The organism is Bacillus sp. B15-48, assembly GCF_016879755.1.
Classification (GTDB): Bacteria; Bacillota; Bacilli; order Bacillales; family Cytobacillaceae; genus Mesobacillus_B.
The window spans coordinates 337029-353444 of record NZ_WOFU01000003.1 but is presented as its reverse complement, the minus strand read 5'-3'; the positions used below and the strand labels follow the sequence as shown (position 1 = coordinate 353444).

Here is a 16416-nt window from a genome sequence, read left to right as displayed (position 1 = left end):
TTTGACCATGTCAAATCTTTTCATTTCCCATACTTCAATTCCTCACAGTTGTGATATCCAGTACATAATCTTTGAACTTTTGTGTCAGTGACAAAATTTTGAAAAGCAGGAAATGTCAATAATACCAATGGTTTTGGAGATTATTTATGGAGTTTAATGCTAAATTACAGGGACAAATGTCCCTGTTTGCAGGGCAAAAGTCAGTATGTAGTATCTTTCTCCTCAATGATAAGGTGTTAGTAACATGTTGATTGTGCAATTCTTCATAAAAAAATCAACATGAATAGGTAATGTAAATATATTGAGGGAGGTTATTTTATGCTTAAAAGGTTTCTCGCGGTATCCTTTATTTTCATGCTTGTTTTAACAGTTGTAGGTTGTAACCAAACAGAAGATGCAACGAGCGCACCAGAAGAGGAAACAACAACAGGTGAAGAAACAGCAACACAAGAACAAGCACAAATAGAAGAGAGTAAGTATGCTGACGGTATCTATTTTGCAGAAGAAGAGGGATATAGTAAAGATTGGAAGTATACTGCAACCATTGAAGTGAAAGATGGTAAAATCATTGCTGCGGTCTGGAACGGAGTAAATATTAACGGTGGCAAGGATAAAGCTACTACATCTGCTGATGGTGAATATCCAATGGTTGAGAAAGGCGGTGCACAAGCTGAATGGCATGAGCAAGCAGCACTAGCAGGAGCTTACCTGGTTGAAATTCAAGATCCTGAAAAGATTACGTACAAAGATGATGAAGGTCACACAGATGACATCGCAGGGGTATCCATCCACGTTGTTGAATTCTTTGATTTAGCTGAAAAAGCTTTAGCTAATGGGCCTGTTGCAGAAGGTCAATATAAAGACGGCTTCTATTATGCTGAAGAATCAGACTTTACTGAGAATGGATACAAAAACTTCGTACATATTGCTGTTAGGAACGGATCAATTGTAGGGGTTGACTTTAATGCCCATGTAAAAGAAGGAGAGTATCCAGATAAAGATAGCTTATCAATTTCTGGTGAATACGGTATGGTGGCTAAGGCTGGAGCACAATCTGAATGGCATGAGCAAGTAGCGCTAACAGAAGATTATCTAATTGAAACTCAAGATCCTGCAAAGATTGCTTACAATGATGAAGAAGGTCACACAGATGACATCGCAGGGGTATCTATCCATGTTAAAGAATTCTTTTCATTAGCCGAGCAAGCCTTAGCAGATGCTAAATAATTTTTTTTAGTAAATAATAGGAGCGGTTAATACTGCTCCTTTTTTTCCAAACTATTGAAGTGACGTATAACGCTTTTACCATCATGTGTATTTTTTTCAATAAATATGTTCCCTTTACTTTTAAGGAGGCTTGAGTGTTATGGATCTGAAGAAATTATCACCCAACACCTCTCTTTTTTTCTTACTGTTACTGGTCGTTCTTCTAGCCGGATGCACCCCACAAATAAAAAACGCAGCTGAAGCTCAAAAAATAGAACCAGTTGTGAAAACTGAATTTTTGATGGGCACTGTCGTAAAAATAACAATATACGATGAAGTGAAGGAAGTTGAATCTATCTTCCAGAAAGTTTTTGACCGAATTTCTGAAATAGAAGACAAAATGACCATTAATGAAAATACTGAGAAAAGTGAAATCACTCAATTGAATAATATGGCAGGAATCGAATATAGCAAGCTTAGTCCAGAGACTTTGTATGTCATGGAGAAGGGGAGATATTACTCGGAAATTTCCAATGGGAAATATGATCTTACCATAGGCCCGCTTGTAAAACTTTGGAATATTGGCACAGATGAAGCAAGATTACCCGGAGAAATTGAAATTCAAAATACGATGCCCTTAGTGAACTATGAAAACCTAATTTTGGATAAAGATAACCACCGTGCCAAGCTTAATGTCCCTGGTATGATTGTTGATGTAGGTTCGATTGCTAAAGGCTATGCAGCCGATGAAGCAGCTAAGATTTTAGAAGAAGCAGGAATTAAGCATGCACTCATCAATTTAGGAGGAAATATACTCGCTCTTAACACTAAACCTGATAATACAGATTGGAAGCTTGGTTTACAAGACCCTTTAAAACTGCGCGGGGAATATATGGGGATTGTGATGCTTAATGATCAGGCTCTTGTCAGTTCGGGAATCTATGAAAGATATTTCGAGTTAGATGGAGAAAGATTTCATCATATTCTCAACCCTAAAACAGGGTATCCAGAGGAAAACTCTATCCTCAGTGTTTCTATTATTGCAAAAGATTCTATCGATGCTGATGGGTTATCAACGACCATCTTTCTTTTAGGACTTGAAGAAGGAATGCAGTTAATTGAAGATTTACCTACTACCGAGGCAATCTTTATTACCTCTGACAAGATGGTCTACCATTCATCTGGTATCGATGAAAATAATTTCAAGATTACCAAGGAAGAATATCAGCTGCAAGGGACAGGGGTGATCAAATGAGACTGAAAAAAGGAGATCTTTTCATAGCAATCATTTTGATCATAGCTGTTTTAGGATGGTTTACTAAAGATACCATTTGGGCTGACAACATTAGTAGGAATGCAGTTTTAAAAGTTGACGGACAGATTTATACTACACTTACGTTAGATAGCAGTAATGAGCGAGAAGAGATCCCTCTGCACCTAGCTGGGGACCACTTTATGCGTATAGTAACGGAAAAAGACCAAATCTGGGTTGAAGAATCAACATGTCCAGACAAGATTTGTGTTATCACTGGGAAAATAAGCAAGCCAGGACAGAGCATTGTGTGCCTACCTACTAAAACAATTATCTATATTGATGGGAAAGAAGAAATGGAAGTAGATGATATTTCCATCTAATAAACCAAAGGCTCACCGACATATGTCCCTAATAATAGTGTAATCGTTAGAATATAATTGGCCTCTTCAATGAAAAACTAAATGTGAAAACAATCACAAATAAGGTTGCGTAATAACGTGGTATCGAGCGGAAAGTAGGTAGGTAAATATGAATAAAAATAGAAGATATGCAGTGATTATTATTCTGGTGAGCAATGCGATTTTAATATCATTATTGGAATCATTCATACCGATACCTATTCCTGTACCAGGCATTAAACTGGGGTTAGCAAATATTATCACCTTGATTGCACTTGTTTTTCTCCCCCTAAGGGATGTTCTCCTCGTAGTCACGATCCGCAGTTTAGTGGTAGCCTTGTTGACCAGAGGAGTCATGATGCTTCCCTTTAGTCTAGGTGGAGGCATTCTAAGTGCCTTGTTGATGGCTTTTCTATATAAGAAGCTATCCAGGTATTTTAGCATTAAAGGAATTAGTATCGTGGGAGCAATTGTTCATAATACAACACAGATTACGATAGCCTCTTTCTTGTTGGCTGAATCTGTCATTTTATTATACCTCCCGATTCTTTTAATATCAGCGGTAATTACTGGCTTCATTACAGGAACTATTGCGGAAATAGCAATCAATGAAATAAAAGAGAAGGAGCTTTTGTCTACGAGTAATGAAACTGTCACAGTAATTGAAAGGAGGGCTCTAAATAAATGAAGAAAGTAAAACGCTTACATCGTGGTTTCTCGCTTTTAACTTTAATTACGTTCCTGACTTTTGGACAATTTTTGATTTTACCTAATGAGATGTATGCAGATACTTCTACTAAGGAAGAACCTGGAACTACAGAGCAAACGGATGAAACAGCAGGTGCATCGGAACAGGCGGATGGAACAGCAGGGGCATCGGAGCAAAAGTTCGAACATTATGAACCTCTACCGGTCGAACCCATTCATAGAGAAGCGAACAATGTTTTGCTCGGGAGTGGACTCATGGCTGCAATGCTGATTATAGGTTGGGCAGTCGTTAAAGATAGGCGGAATGGAAACTAAACCCTCTATAAAACTATTTTCTACTTTCTAAAATCGTGAGAAGAAAGGAGACTTGAATTATCGTGTATTTTTCAAAACCTATAAAACTTAGCCGCCGTAAAATACTGAAAATGACTGTTTTGGGGACTGCTACCTTGTCCTTAGGTGTTTTTACAGATCGGGTGATCAAATCAAATACAGTTCTGGCTGCACCACAAAAAAATAGCCAAATGGGCCTGAAGTTTGATCAGACAAAGTGCGTCGGATGTAGAGTTTGTCAAGCAGCATGTAAAGATACCAACAACTGGGAAGAAGGCACCGAGTGGCGTCGGGTATTAACGTCAGAGAACTCAAAAGCGTTTTTATCTGTAAGTTGTAATCATTGTGAGAACCCTGCTTGTGTATCTGTTTGTCCGGTAGGAGGTTATCTAAAAAGAGAAAAAGATGGCATTGTTCTTAATGACCCAGATAAGTGTATCGGATGTAAATATTGCATGTATGCCTGTCCATATCATGCCCCCCAGTTCAGTGATGAGACAGGTAGAATCACTAAATGCCATTTTTGCTATGAACGCCAGGATGACGGCGAAGATCCTGCATGTGTAGCCAATTGTCCTACGGGTGCCTTAACTTACGGGGAGATTTCAATATTAAGAGAAACTCAGGGTGGTGTTGGTCATCTTGAAGGATTGCCAAATTCCGAATTAACAAAACCATCTTGGGTAATTATTCCAAAGGAATAGGGGGGATTGTTTTATGCATTGGCATTGGTTGATCGTCATTTATTTATTTTTAGGCGGGCTTGGGGCGGGAACCTATCTCACTTCGTTTGCAGCTGAAAAAGGTTGGCTCGGGAAAAGCTCTAGTCTGACTCGAATGGGATATTATCTTGCTCCGCCGATTGTAACAATTGGCACAGTACTTTTAGTATTTGACCTTGGCCAAGGGCTCACTAAACCTTGGCTGTTGATTGGACTAATTATGAATCCTAGATCTGTTATGACCTGGGGTGTGTATATTCTAGCTTTATTCATTGTCGTTGGATTAATAAAAGCGTATTTTACATTTAAAAATAAAGCTACGCCGAATATAGTAACAATAACAGGTGCAGTTTTGGCCCTAGCGACATGTGCATATACCGGTCTTTTGCTAACCGTAATCAAAGCGGTACCTTTCTGGGCTACAGGGATTATGCCTGTTCTTTTCGTGGTTTCCGCTATATCTACGGGTTTATCCCTCACTTCTCTTCTAGCTATATTGGCTGAGAAGGAAAGGTTCACTGAAGGACGAGAAGGGCAAGCACATATATTGTTAATCGGTGCAGAACTGATCATCGTCGCTGTTTTTGTAGGGATCATGTTCTTTGGGGTTAATGGACCAGTAGGTAAGGAGAGTGTAGAATTGGTTGTTACCGGTGCCTACTCCCTTGTATTCTGGGGTTATTTTATCGGACTTGGTCTGTTATTTCCACTGTTCGTATTCATCTATCAACATCGGAAATCTAAGCAATCTGCTGTTAATGAAACATTATCTGCAGCTAGTGAGATAGCGGCTACTGTACAGAAAAAACATCATTCTTTTCTTACGATTGTTTCTGATATCTCAGTGATTATCGGGGGATTTGCTCTTAGGGCATTAATCATTTTGGCTGCTATTCCTGTTTGGGATGGTTTTACAATTTATTAGAAACATGGGGACGGTTCTCCTGTTTCCCTAATTTTTCCCATATACTGTTTTGACTGAGGCAATGATTGATGCAATCATTGCCTTAGTTTGTCGACAAAAGGGTTCGGAATGGTCATTCCGGGCCTTTTTTTAGATGATATTGTACATAGTCACCCGTGAATACAAACATTTTTGAAACGCGAGAACCGTCCCGGTGTTTCCAGAAAAATTTAAATATTGACAATGATTTTCAGGGCATTTAATATTTAATGTGTTAACCAAAGTATTTTTAGGTTAACACATAAGGGTGATTCAGTAGATAATGTCTTTTTTAATGTTTTTAGCCAAAATTCAAATTTGCCAGTAAAAAACCATACATAGACTACCAAGAACGACAGTGAATATTAATCAATGGGAGGAAGAGAATGACAAACGAGTTAATTGAAAAAAGCAAGAAGTATCTTTGGTTACCATTTACACAGATGAAAGATTATGACGAACATCCTTTCATCGTTGAGAGTGGAAAGGGCATAAAGGTAAAAGACATCGAAGGCAAAGAATACTATGATGGATACTCCTCTTTATGGCTGAATGTTCATGGCCACCGCAAGCATGAATTGGACGAGGCCATTCGGAAACAGCTTGATAAAATAGCTCATTCTACACTTTTAGGGATGACAAATGTTCCAGCAACAGAGCTTGCTGAAAAGCTAATTGAAATCAGTCCTGAAAAGCTGACACGCGTCTTTTATTCAGATAGTGGGGCAGAGGCGATGGAAATTGCACTTAAGATGGCTTATCAATACTGGATGAATATTGGCAGGGAAGAGAAACAAAAGTTTATTGCGATGAAAAATGGCTATCATGGCGATACGATTGGAGCCGTCAGTATAGGTTCAATCGATCTGTATCATCAAGTATACGGTCCGTTAATGTTTGAGAGTTTTAAAGCCCCGATTCCTTATGTTTATCGCTCTAAAAGCGGTGATCCTGAACAGTGTCGCGGTGAATGTTTAGCGATTCTTGAACAGTTGCTGATTGAACACCATCAAGAAATTGCTGCGCTTACCATTGAATCAATGGTCCAAGGGGCCGGCGGGATGATTGTCATGCCAGAAGGCTTTTTGGCGGGTGTACGAGAACTTTGTACAAAATATAGCGTGTTAATGATTGTCGATGAAGTTGCTACTGGCTTTGGTCGGACGGGAAAAATGTTTGCCTGTGAACATGAGGGAGTTCAGCCTGATTTAATGGCAATTGGAAAAGGAATTACCGGAGGCTATTTGCCCATTGCTGCCACCTTAACAACAGAGGACATTTACCAAGCCTTTTACGATGATTACGAAAAGAGGAAAACATTGTTCCACGGCCATTCTTATACTGGAAATCAGCTTGGCTGTGCTGTAGCCATTGAAAACATCTCTTTGTTCCAATCCGAAAACATTATCGAAGAGGTAGCGAAAAAGGCAGAGTACCTTAAGTTGCTTTTCGAACAAGAGTTAGCATCTCTCCCGCATGTTGGGGATATTAGGCAGCTTGGGTTGATGTGCGGCATCGAGCTCGTTTACTCAAAAGAAACAAAAGAGCCTTTTTCCACTAATAAACGCGTTGGCTATCAAGCTACGTTAAAAATGAGAGAACTTGGAATGCTTACGAGACCACTTGGTGATGTGATCGTCTTTATGCCACCACTTGTAAGTACAAAAGAAGAATTGAAAGCAATGGTCACGATCATGAAGGAAGCGATTGTTGAGGTCACAAATGAGGTGACTGGTGTTGAAGCTTGATGAATGGTTAAGTCAGAAGATGGATCAAACAAAAGCGGCAGGCTTGTACCGGAAGTTTCATACGATGAGCTCGGCCCCTTCACCAAAGGTGGTCGTCGATGGTCAGCGTCAAATCGTATTTTCATCCAATAATTATTTAGGACTTGCCAACGATCAGCGTTTGGTCCATGCAGCAAAAGCAATCCTGAATGAATTTGGAGTCGGAAGTAGCGGATCGAGGTTAACGACCGGCCATAGTGACTGGCATCAAAAGCTTGAAGAAAAAATGGCTGATTTTAAGCAAACTGAAGCGGCCTTGCTGTTTTCAAGTGGGTATTTAGCGAATGTCGGTGTGCTTTCTTCTTTACCTGAAAAAGGGGATGTGATCTTAAGCGATCAATACAATCATGCAAGTATCATCGACGGATTCCGTCTCTCAAAAGCAGATACCTTTGTATACAATCATATTGATATGAAGAATCTTGAAAAGAAATTAAAGAAAATGCAGGGCTACCAACGTCGGTTTATTGTAACAGATGGAGTTTTTAGTATGGATGGGACAATTGCTCCCCTTGATAGAATCATGCAACTGGCGAAACAACACGATGCTTATGTGATCGTGGATGATGCCCATGCAACCGGCGTGTTAGGAGAAAACGGCAGGGGGACAAGTGAATACTTTGGTGTTCAGCCTGATGTGGTGATTGGAACCTTAAGTAAAGCAATTGGGACAGAAGGTGGTTTTGTTGCAGGCTCTAAAGTGTTAATCGATTTTCTGCTCAATCATGCTCGAACCTTTATCTTTCAAACAGCGATGCCGCCAGCGATCTGTGCTGCTTCACTGACAGCATTGGACATCATTGCAGATAGTGATGAAAAACGCCATCTATTATTTTCTCATGTTAAAAAAATAAAAAGTAGTTTAGAAGAAATGGGTTATAAGGTAAAGGGAGATTTAACACCGATTATCCCTGTCATTATCGGTGAGTCTAAAGAGACTGTCATGTTTGCTGATAAGCTAAAGGGAAAGGGGATCTACGCACCTGCGATTCGTCCACCTACTGTCCCAAAGAGAGAGAGTCGGATTCGCTTAACCGTCACCTCTGATCATAGTGCAAAGGAAGTTGACTATTTATTAGACTGTTTTTATTCCATCGGAAAAGAGTTGAACATGATTTGATCAACGGATTTTTTGTCACAGGAACAGATACAGATGTTGGGAAAACAATCATCTCAAGCGGACTAGCTGCTGTATTAAAAGAAAAAGAGATCGATGTCGGTGTCTTTAAACCATTGTTAAGTGGTATTTCTCGTGAAGATCCAGAAAGTGATACAAGTTTGCTGAAAGAGCTGTCGCAAACGTCTTTATCCCATCAAGAGATTACCCCTTTTCAATTTAATAACCCCCTTGCACCATATGTGGCTGGGAAGCTTGAAGGCAAGGTTGTCAAAATGGAAGAAATCGTCACCTACTGGGAAAAGATTAGAGAAAAACATCGATTTTTCATCGTCGAAGGGGCTGGGGGCATTTCGGTGCCATTAGGAGAAGGTTTCTTAGTTAGTGACTTGATCAAAGTCTTGAAGTTGCCAATTATCATTGTCGCTCGGCCAAATCTTGGAACATTTAATCATACTTTTTTAACGGTTCAATACGCAAAAAGTCTTAACATTCCAATAGTCGGGATCGTCATCAACGGAATCAATGATTTTCCTGGTCTCGCGGAAAAAACAAATCCAGACTTAATCGAAAAATTATGTGGTGTGCCTGTCTTAGGAGTGACTCCTAAACTGAAAGAGATGACAAAAGAAAACATCATAAAAATGGTAAAAGATCATATTGCTGTGAACTTATTAATCAACGAAATGGAGGAAGTAAAATGAATCAATGGTTTGAACTTTCAAATGAAGTATTAGAGGGGAAAGAAATCACAAATGAAGAGGCCCTTTCTATTTTAGATTGTCCAGATGATGATGTCTTATTGCTCATGCATGCAGCTTTTCAAATTAGAAAGCGGTTTTATGGAAAAAAGGTCAAGCTAAATATGATTATGAATGCAAAATCGGGTCTTTGTCCGGAAAATTGCGGCTATTGCTCCCAATCTTCTATCTCAACAGCACCGATTGATAGTTACAGAATGGTTGATAAGGAATCGATCCTTGAAGGAGCGAAACGTGCGTACGATTTAAATATAGGTACGTATTGCATCGTGGCCAGTGGCAGAGGCCCATCCAATAAAGAAGTCGATCAGGTGGTCGAAGCAGTAAAAGAAATTAAGGACACTTATGGAATGAAAATTTGTGCCTGCCTGGGGATTTTAAAGCCAGAACAAGCAGAAAAACTAAAAGCGGCTGGAGTCGATCGTTACAATCATAATATCAATACATCAGCAAGCAATCATGGGAACATCACGACTTCACATACATACGATGATCGCGTCAGTACGGTGGAAAAAGTCAAAGAAGCAGGAATGTCGCCATGTTCCGGTGTCATTGTCGGAATGAGAGAGACGAAGCAAGATGTAATTGATATGGCGCATAGTTTAAAAGCCCTTGATGCCGATTCGATTCCGGTTAATTTCCTTCATGCCATTGATGGTACGCCGCTAGAAGGAGTGAAAGAATTAAATCCGCTCTATTGTTTGAAAGTATTAGCTCTATTCCGCTTTATCAATCCAACAAAGGAAATTCGAGTTTCAGGTGGACGTGAAGTGAACTTAGGGACCCTCCAACCTCTAGCACTATATGCAGCAAATTCGATCTTCGTTGGTGATTACTTAACAACATCTGGACAAGAAGAAACAGAAGACGAAAAAATGTTACGCGAGCTAGGCTTTGAGGTTGAGTCAGTAGAAGAAATGAAAGCTAGCTTAGCATGAGAAAAATAAAAAAATAGCTTATCAGATATACAGAGATGGGGAACCCCCGTCTCTGTAAATGAATGTGAGGAGGAAGACATGTCAACGAATATAGATCAAACGAGACCAATTTCATTTCCTGCTGCTGAGTTTTTTCAGAATCCATATCCATTTTACGAACAGCTTCGATCCATTCATCCGATCTATCAGGGAACATTATTAAAATATTCGGGATGGTATGTGACTGGATATGAAGAAGCGATAGCTATTCTGAAAGATACTCGATTTAAAAATCGAACCCCGCTGCCGCAAACTTCAAAACAATATGAGAAGCTAAAAACCATTCAAAACAATATGATGCTTTTTAAAAACCAACCAGACCATAGGCGGTTGCGTTCTCTAATCAATAACGTATTTACCACTAGAATGGTAGAAAAACTTCGTCCTTCCATCCAAGAAACGGTAAACGATTTACTGCAACAGCTCCAAAACAGGAAATCAATGGATGTGATTTCCGATTTTGCCTTTCCTTTAGCCAGCACGATTATTGCAAACATATTAGGAGTCCCAAAAGAAGATCGGCTTCGATTTAGAGAATGGGCAGTAGCCTTAATCCAAACGATTGATTTTACCCGGTCAAGAAAGGCTTTAGACAGTGGGAATAATATTACAATGATCTTATCGGATTATTTTAAAGAGCTCATCCAAAAACGGAAACAAAATCCTGAAAAAGATCTCATCAGTTTGTTAATAAAAGAGGAACAGGAAGGAAATCGGTTATCAGACGAAGAATTATTGGCAACATGTATTTTGCTTGTAATTGCCGGTCATGAAACAACGGTGAATCTGATCAGCAATTCAATCCTTGCCCTCTTAAAAAGTCGTGATCAGATGCTGAAGTTACAAGAAAATCCATCACTTATTGAAGATGCCATCGAGGAATTTTTACGTTATGAGAGTCCAACTCAAATGACGGCGCGTGTTGCATCGGAGGATATTGAAATTCATGATGTAAATATTAAAAAAGGCGATCAAGTCTATATTCTTCTCGGTGCTGCCAATCGAGATCCCAATAAATTCACTCATGCACATTTACTTGATATCACTAGGAATCCTAATCCTCATCTCGCATTTGGATATGGAACGCATTTTTGTTTAGGTGCACCATTGGCCCGTTTAGAAGCACAAATTGCGATTGCAACCTTCCTGCAAAAGGTGGACAATCCCCACCTAGCAACTGCTCGCCTTCCATGGAGAAAACTGATGGGGTTTCGATCGTTAAACGAATTGGTGATTACCTTGAATTAGAGATACGCTGGGACGGTTCTCTCCTTTTTCCCTAATTCTTTCCATATACTGTTTTGATCAAGTCAATGATTCATGCAATCATTACCTCAGTTTGTCGACAAAAGGGTTCGGAATGGTCATTCCGAGCTCTTTTTTTAGATCATTTTGTACATAGCCAACGTTGAATACAAACATCATCGATTTTTAACATTTACCAAATGTAAATCGATCCACTTTATTTTTTACAAGAGCTTAACACTGGCTAAAGAAAGAATTGAACTTCAGCTAATAGAATGGGGGTAAAGGATATTCAGGAGGGGTTGCATGAGAATTACTGTTGCTGGGACAGGATACGTAGGTTTAATCACTGGTGTATGTTTAGCTGATATCGGACATGATGTCACGTGCGTAGACGTACATGAAGAGAAGATTGAATTATTAAAAAAAGGGCGTCCCACGATTCATGAGGCAGGGTTAGAAGAGTTGCTTAAGAAAAACCTTTTAAATGGCGATTTGAGTTTTACAACAAATGCCAAAGATGCCTACCGGGAGGCCGAGGTTATTTTTATTTCGGTGGGAACACCTGAAAATCATGATGGAACAGTAAATCTTGAATATATTAAAGAAGTGGCATACACAATCGGCATGAATATCGAGAATGATGTGATTGTTTGTACGAAGAGCACGGTTCCGGTTGGGACAAATGAGGAAATTAGAGACATCATTCAAAGTGTAAAACAATCACATCTGCAAATAAATATGGTTTCAACTCCTGAATTTCTTCGAGAAGGTTCAGCCATTTTTGATTTTTATCATGGCGACCGAATCATTATTGGTGCGGATAACGAAGAGGCTGCAGCAAAGATAGAGGAAATCTTTTTCCCGCTTAAAATTCCGCTCATAAAAACAACAATCCGAAGTGCAGAAATGATTAAATATGCTTCAAATGCTTTTTTAGCGACAAAAATTAGTTTTATTAATGAAATTGCGGCCATTTGTGAAAAAGTTGGTGCAAATATTGATGAAGTAGCATTTGGTATTGGTCAAGATAAACGGATTGGTTCCCATTTTTTAAAAGCAGGAATTGGATATGGTGGATCATGTTTTCCGAAGGACACGAAAGCACTTGTACAACTAGCAGGGGATGTTCATCATCGTTTTGAACTGCTTGAATCTGTCATCAAAGTAAATAAAATTCAACAATCATTAGTCGTGATGAAGGCAAAAGAGCTGTTAGGATCTTTAAAAGGAGTAAGAATCGCTTTACTTGGGTTAGCTTTTAAACCCAATACCGATGATATACGAGAATCAGCTTCCTTAACAATTGTAAAAGAGTTGTTAGTGGAAGAGGCAGAAGTAATCGCCTATGATCCGATTGCAATTGAAAATGCGAAAAAAGTGTTAGGAAATTCGATTGCGTATACAACTGATCTTCATTCTGCTCTGTTAAACGCCGAATTAGTTATCATCGCCACAGAGTGGCAGCAAATTAAGGATTTCCCTTTAGAACTATACGGGAAATTGATGAAAACGGCAATCATCATTGATGGGAGAAACTGTTATTCGCTAGAAGAGGTTGAGAAGGCAGATATTAACTATCTTTCAATCGGAAGGCCGCCGAAGCTTAAAGTTGGAGTGAAAAGCTAAAGGTGTAAAGGAGGATACTATGAAAATCGCAATCTTCACCGATACCTTTTATCCAGACATCAATGGAGTCGCACGAACGCTAAAGCGGTTTACGGATTATTTACATGCCAACAATCATTCTGTTAAAGTTTTTGCACCTACAGCCTCTTCGGGTGAGTATGTCTCCACACATATTCATCGTTTTAAGAGTCTGTCCTTTATTTTATATCCTGAATGTCGCTTAGCATTTCCAAATGTATTTTCCATTAAAGATGAGTTAGAACAGTTTAAACCAGATATCATTCATGTCGCTACTCCATTTAATATGGGACTTAGTGGTGTTTATTACGCGAATAAACTGAATATCCCGCTTGTAGGCTCTTACCATACAGATTTTAATCAGTATCTTCAATACTATAATCTTCAATTTCTCGCAAAATTTCTATGGAAATATATGTACTGGTTTCATAAATCATTCAAAAAAACCTTTGTTCCATCTATTGAAACGCTAGAACAGCTAAAGATGAATGAATTCTCAAATCTTGAGGTGTGGCCAAGAGGGGTTGATTGTCAATTATTCCACCCTTTTTATGATCAATACAGTGTTCGGCAAAAATACAAAATCCGTAAGCCTTACATCTTATCTTATGTTGGGAGGTTAGCTCCGGAAAAAGATGTTCACATTCTTCTAGATGTTGCAAAATCACTTCCACTGCATATAGCCGAAAACGTCCAATGGATGATTGTCGGAGATGGTCCTTTGCGGGAAATAGTAGAAAAGGAAGCTCCACCATCGATGATGTTCACTGGCTATTTACAAGGACAAGAATTGGCAGAGATTTATTCCGTCTCCGATTTATTTGTCTTTCCTTCTCCGACAGAAACCTTTGGAAACGTTGCACTTGAATCACTTGCAAGCGGCACTCCCGTCATTGGTGCAAATTCAGGTGGAGTCAAAAGTATTATTAAAAACGGGTTCACTGGCCGGTTATGTGAACCTGGGGATGTAGCAGCATTTACAAACGCTGTTTGCGAAGTACTTATGAACGATCATTTGCGGACTTCAATGGGCATTGAAGCGAGAAATTATGCATTGACACAGAAGTGGGAGACAATATTTGAGAATTTACTTGGTCACTATCGTATGGTTGTTGAAGAAAATATGGGGGCGGTTCTTCCGCCTTCCTAATTTTCTTCATCTCCACCGAATTCCTCATTCACCCATCCAATCAACTCCGAATTTCGGATGCTTCTTGACGTATCCCTCTTTATTTTTCATATTACGAATTCCTTGTAGCTTCTAGAAAAGAGCGATAAAATATGACAACTTTTATTATTGTGGAAGAGATAGAAGCGATTTAATGAAATAAAGGAGGAGAATCGTTTGATTGTTTGGAAGGATGAAAATCTGACGCTGTTTCGCAGTGCATTATATGAGACGATTTCTTCCGTCATTACCACGGAAGATTGTGTCATTGTCGTGGATCCGTGCTGGCTCCCGCATGAAGTTGAAGAAATCAAGCAGTATGTGAATGAAGTAAAAGGAAGTCGGCCCCTTTACTTACTATTTACCCATTCCGATTTTGATCATATTATTGGCTATCAAGCTTTTCCAGAAGCAAAAGTCATCGCAAGTGATGCGTTTGATAAAAAAGCTTTTAAAGATAAGGAAGACATTATCGAACAAATAAAGGCATTTGATGATGAATATTATGTAACAAGAAATGATGAAATTGTCTATCCAGAAGTTGATCATGCAATTGCAGGAGAAGAAACCAGTTTTTCAATCGGAAAGACAAAATTAACATTCTATCAAGCACCTGGGCATAATGATGATGGAATCATGACAGTGGTTGAGCCGCTGGGAATTCTTGTAGCTGGAGATTATCTTTCTGACATCGAATTTCCTTATATTTATTTTAGCAGCTATGAGTATGAGAAAACGCTCTTAAAACTAGATGATATTCTCGAACACTACCCCATTAAATTGTTGGTAACAGGTCATGGTACTCCTACTAGAGATCATGCCGAAATGCAGAAAAGACAGCAAGACTCATTGAAGTATATTCATAAGATGAGAAAGTTTGTTCAGGAAGAGAATGAAGAAGGAATGAACCAGTTAATTGCCGGCTGCAAGTTTCCGAGAAATATGAGGAAGTTCCATGAGAAGAATAAAAAGTTATTTAAACAAGAATGGAGTGGGTAGCGAAACGCCGGGACGGTTCTGATGTTTCTTTTAAATATACTTACTTACATAAACTAACATAATTTGGAAAGGGAAAATGTAAAATGAATAAAAACGAAATGGGGAAAGTTATACTTTGAGTAGTAGGTCTTACATTTTTATATTCATCAAAAGTTCCAAGGTGGAATTCCAATACAGTTGGCTTGTTTGATAGTATTGGGATTTCTGGCATATGTTGTTGCGGTAGTTTTTAAATCATAAAAAATGTACTTTGGGAGGGTTATTTATGGGATTTCACACAAAACCAACAACATTTATTGGGCATGTAAATGTTAAAGTGGAAAATCTCCAACGTTCAATAGAATTTTATAAAAATGTTCTAGGATTCGATATATTAGAACAAACAGCTTCAACAGCGAAACTAACAACTGAAGGGAAAACAAGTTTTTTATCACTGGAGCAACCTGAAGATGTTGTACCAAAACAAGGAAGAACGACTGGTTTATATCATTTTGCAATTCTATTACCAGCTCAATCAGATTTAGCCAATATTGTCGTTCATTTGGCGAACAAAGGAATTCGCTTTGGGTCTTCTGACCACCTTGTCAGTGAAGCATTGTACCTACACGATCCAGATGGAAATGAGATTGAAATCTATCGAGATCGAGCACCGAATGAATGGAATTGGAATGGTGGTGAAGTGGAAATGGCTGTTGATCCTTTAGGTTTTGAAAATTTGCTAAAACATGCTACACCGGATAAACCTTGGCAAAGAATGCCTGCTGAAACGGTAATGGGTCATATTCATTTACACGTGTCAGAACTAAATAAGACTGAAGAATTTTATGTAAAAGGATTGGGATTGGACGTTGTCAATCGATATGGAACGCAAGCCTTATTCCTTTCCTATGGAAAATATCACCATCATGTAGGGGTTAACACATGGAATGGTGTAGGTGCCCCGGCTCCGTCCAAAAATAGCGTAGGTCTCGAATCGTTTACGCTCATTTTTGATAATGAAGAAGCTCGTGAACAAGCAGTTACGAATTTGAAGCAGATTGGTGCGGAGGTATTAGAAGAAAATAATCATTTTATTACCTTTGATCCTTCTGGAAACGCAATAGTGTTAGCTGTATAAGAAGGGAGGTATCCGGTTGGCTACTATAGAAAG

General features: G+C 39.0%; 16 protein-coding genes. All 16 read left to right on the top strand.

Annotation, left to right across the window (positions count from 1 at the left end):
- Positions 1-318 precede the first annotated feature (318 nt).
- The gene (locus tag GNT69_RS12270) at positions 319-1227 is read left to right on the top strand and encodes an FMN-binding protein (protein WP_203555248.1); all 909 of its coding nucleotides are present in this window, start codon (positions 319-321) and stop codon (positions 1225-1227) included.
- A gap of 139 nt (positions 1228-1366) precedes the next feature.
- The gene (locus GNT69_RS12265; RefSeq protein ID WP_203555247.1) at positions 1367-2461 is read left to right on the top strand and encodes an FAD:protein FMN transferase; all 1095 of its coding nucleotides are present in this window, start codon (positions 1367-1369) and stop codon (positions 2459-2461) included.
- Positions 2458-2841 (top strand): NusG domain II-containing protein, encoded by a 384-nt coding sequence (locus tag GNT69_RS12260; RefSeq protein ID WP_203555246.1) that lies wholly within the window; start codon positions 2458-2460, stop codon positions 2839-2841. The genes GNT69_RS12265 and GNT69_RS12260 overlap by 4 nt, the downstream gene beginning before the upstream one ends.
- Before the next feature lie 148 nt (positions 2842-2989).
- Positions 2990-3547, top strand: a complete 558-nt coding sequence (locus GNT69_RS12255; protein WP_203555245.1) for a Gx transporter family protein — start codon at positions 2990-2992, stop codon at positions 3545-3547.
- Complete coding sequence (locus GNT69_RS12250) at positions 3544-3882, top strand: hypothetical protein (protein ID WP_203555244.1); 339 nt, start codon at positions 3544-3546, stop codon at positions 3880-3882. Before GNT69_RS12255 ends, GNT69_RS12250 begins: the two co-directional genes overlap by 4 nt.
- Positions 3883-3944: 62 nt before the next feature.
- A complete protein-coding gene (locus tag GNT69_RS12245; protein ID WP_343206491.1) occupies positions 3945-4604 on the top strand; it encodes a 4Fe-4S dicluster domain-containing protein in 660 nt (219 codons plus the stop codon).
- Between the two features lie 13 nt (positions 4605-4617).
- Positions 4618-5547 (top strand): NrfD/PsrC family molybdoenzyme membrane anchor subunit, encoded by a 930-nt coding sequence (nrfD, locus tag GNT69_RS12240; RefSeq protein WP_203555243.1) that lies wholly within the window; start codon positions 4618-4620, stop codon positions 5545-5547.
- 404 nt (positions 5548-5951) lie between these two features.
- Positions 5952-7313, top strand: coding sequence for an adenosylmethionine--8-amino-7-oxononanoate transaminase (bioA, locus tag GNT69_RS12235; protein WP_203555242.1), 1362 nt, complete (start codon positions 5952-5954; stop codon positions 7311-7313).
- On the top strand, positions 7303-8472 hold the full coding sequence (gene bioF / locus GNT69_RS12230) for an 8-amino-7-oxononanoate synthase (protein WP_203555462.1): 1170 nt from the start codon (positions 7303-7305) through the stop codon (positions 8470-8472). The genes bioA and bioF overlap by 11 nt, the downstream gene beginning before the upstream one ends.
- The gene (bioD, locus tag GNT69_RS12225; protein WP_203555461.1) at positions 8472-9173 is read left to right on the top strand and encodes a dethiobiotin synthase; all 702 of its coding nucleotides are present in this window, start codon (positions 8472-8474) and stop codon (positions 9171-9173) included. The genes bioF and bioD overlap by 1 nt, the downstream gene beginning before the upstream one ends.
- Positions 9170-10168 carry a biotin synthase BioB gene (bioB, locus tag GNT69_RS12220; RefSeq protein WP_203555241.1) on the top strand — a complete coding sequence of 333 codons (999 nt, stop codon included), beginning with the start codon at positions 9170-9172 and terminating at the stop codon, positions 10166-10168. The genes bioD and bioB overlap by 4 nt, the downstream gene beginning before the upstream one ends.
- A gap of 78 nt (positions 10169-10246) precedes the next feature.
- Positions 10247-11455, top strand: coding sequence for a cytochrome P450 (locus GNT69_RS12215; protein ID WP_203555240.1), 1209 nt, complete (start codon positions 10247-10249; stop codon positions 11453-11455).
- Positions 11456-11758: 303 nt separating this feature from the next.
- Entirely contained in the window at positions 11759-13081 is a 1323-nt protein-coding gene (locus GNT69_RS12210; protein WP_203555239.1) for a UDP-glucose dehydrogenase family protein, read from the top strand.
- A 19-nt stretch (positions 13082-13100) separates the two neighbouring features.
- Positions 13101-14249, top strand: a complete 1149-nt coding sequence (locus GNT69_RS12205) for a glycosyltransferase family 4 protein (RefSeq protein WP_203555238.1) — start codon at positions 13101-13103, stop codon at positions 14247-14249.
- Positions 14250-14444: 195 nt separating this feature from the next.
- A complete protein-coding gene (locus tag GNT69_RS12200; protein ID WP_203555237.1) occupies positions 14445-15266 on the top strand; it encodes an MBL fold metallo-hydrolase in 822 nt (273 codons plus the stop codon).
- Between the two features lie 265 nt (positions 15267-15531).
- Positions 15532-16383 (top strand): VOC family protein, encoded by an 852-nt coding sequence (locus GNT69_RS12195; protein ID WP_203555236.1) that lies wholly within the window; start codon positions 15532-15534, stop codon positions 16381-16383.
- Positions 16384-16416 lie beyond the last annotated feature (33 nt).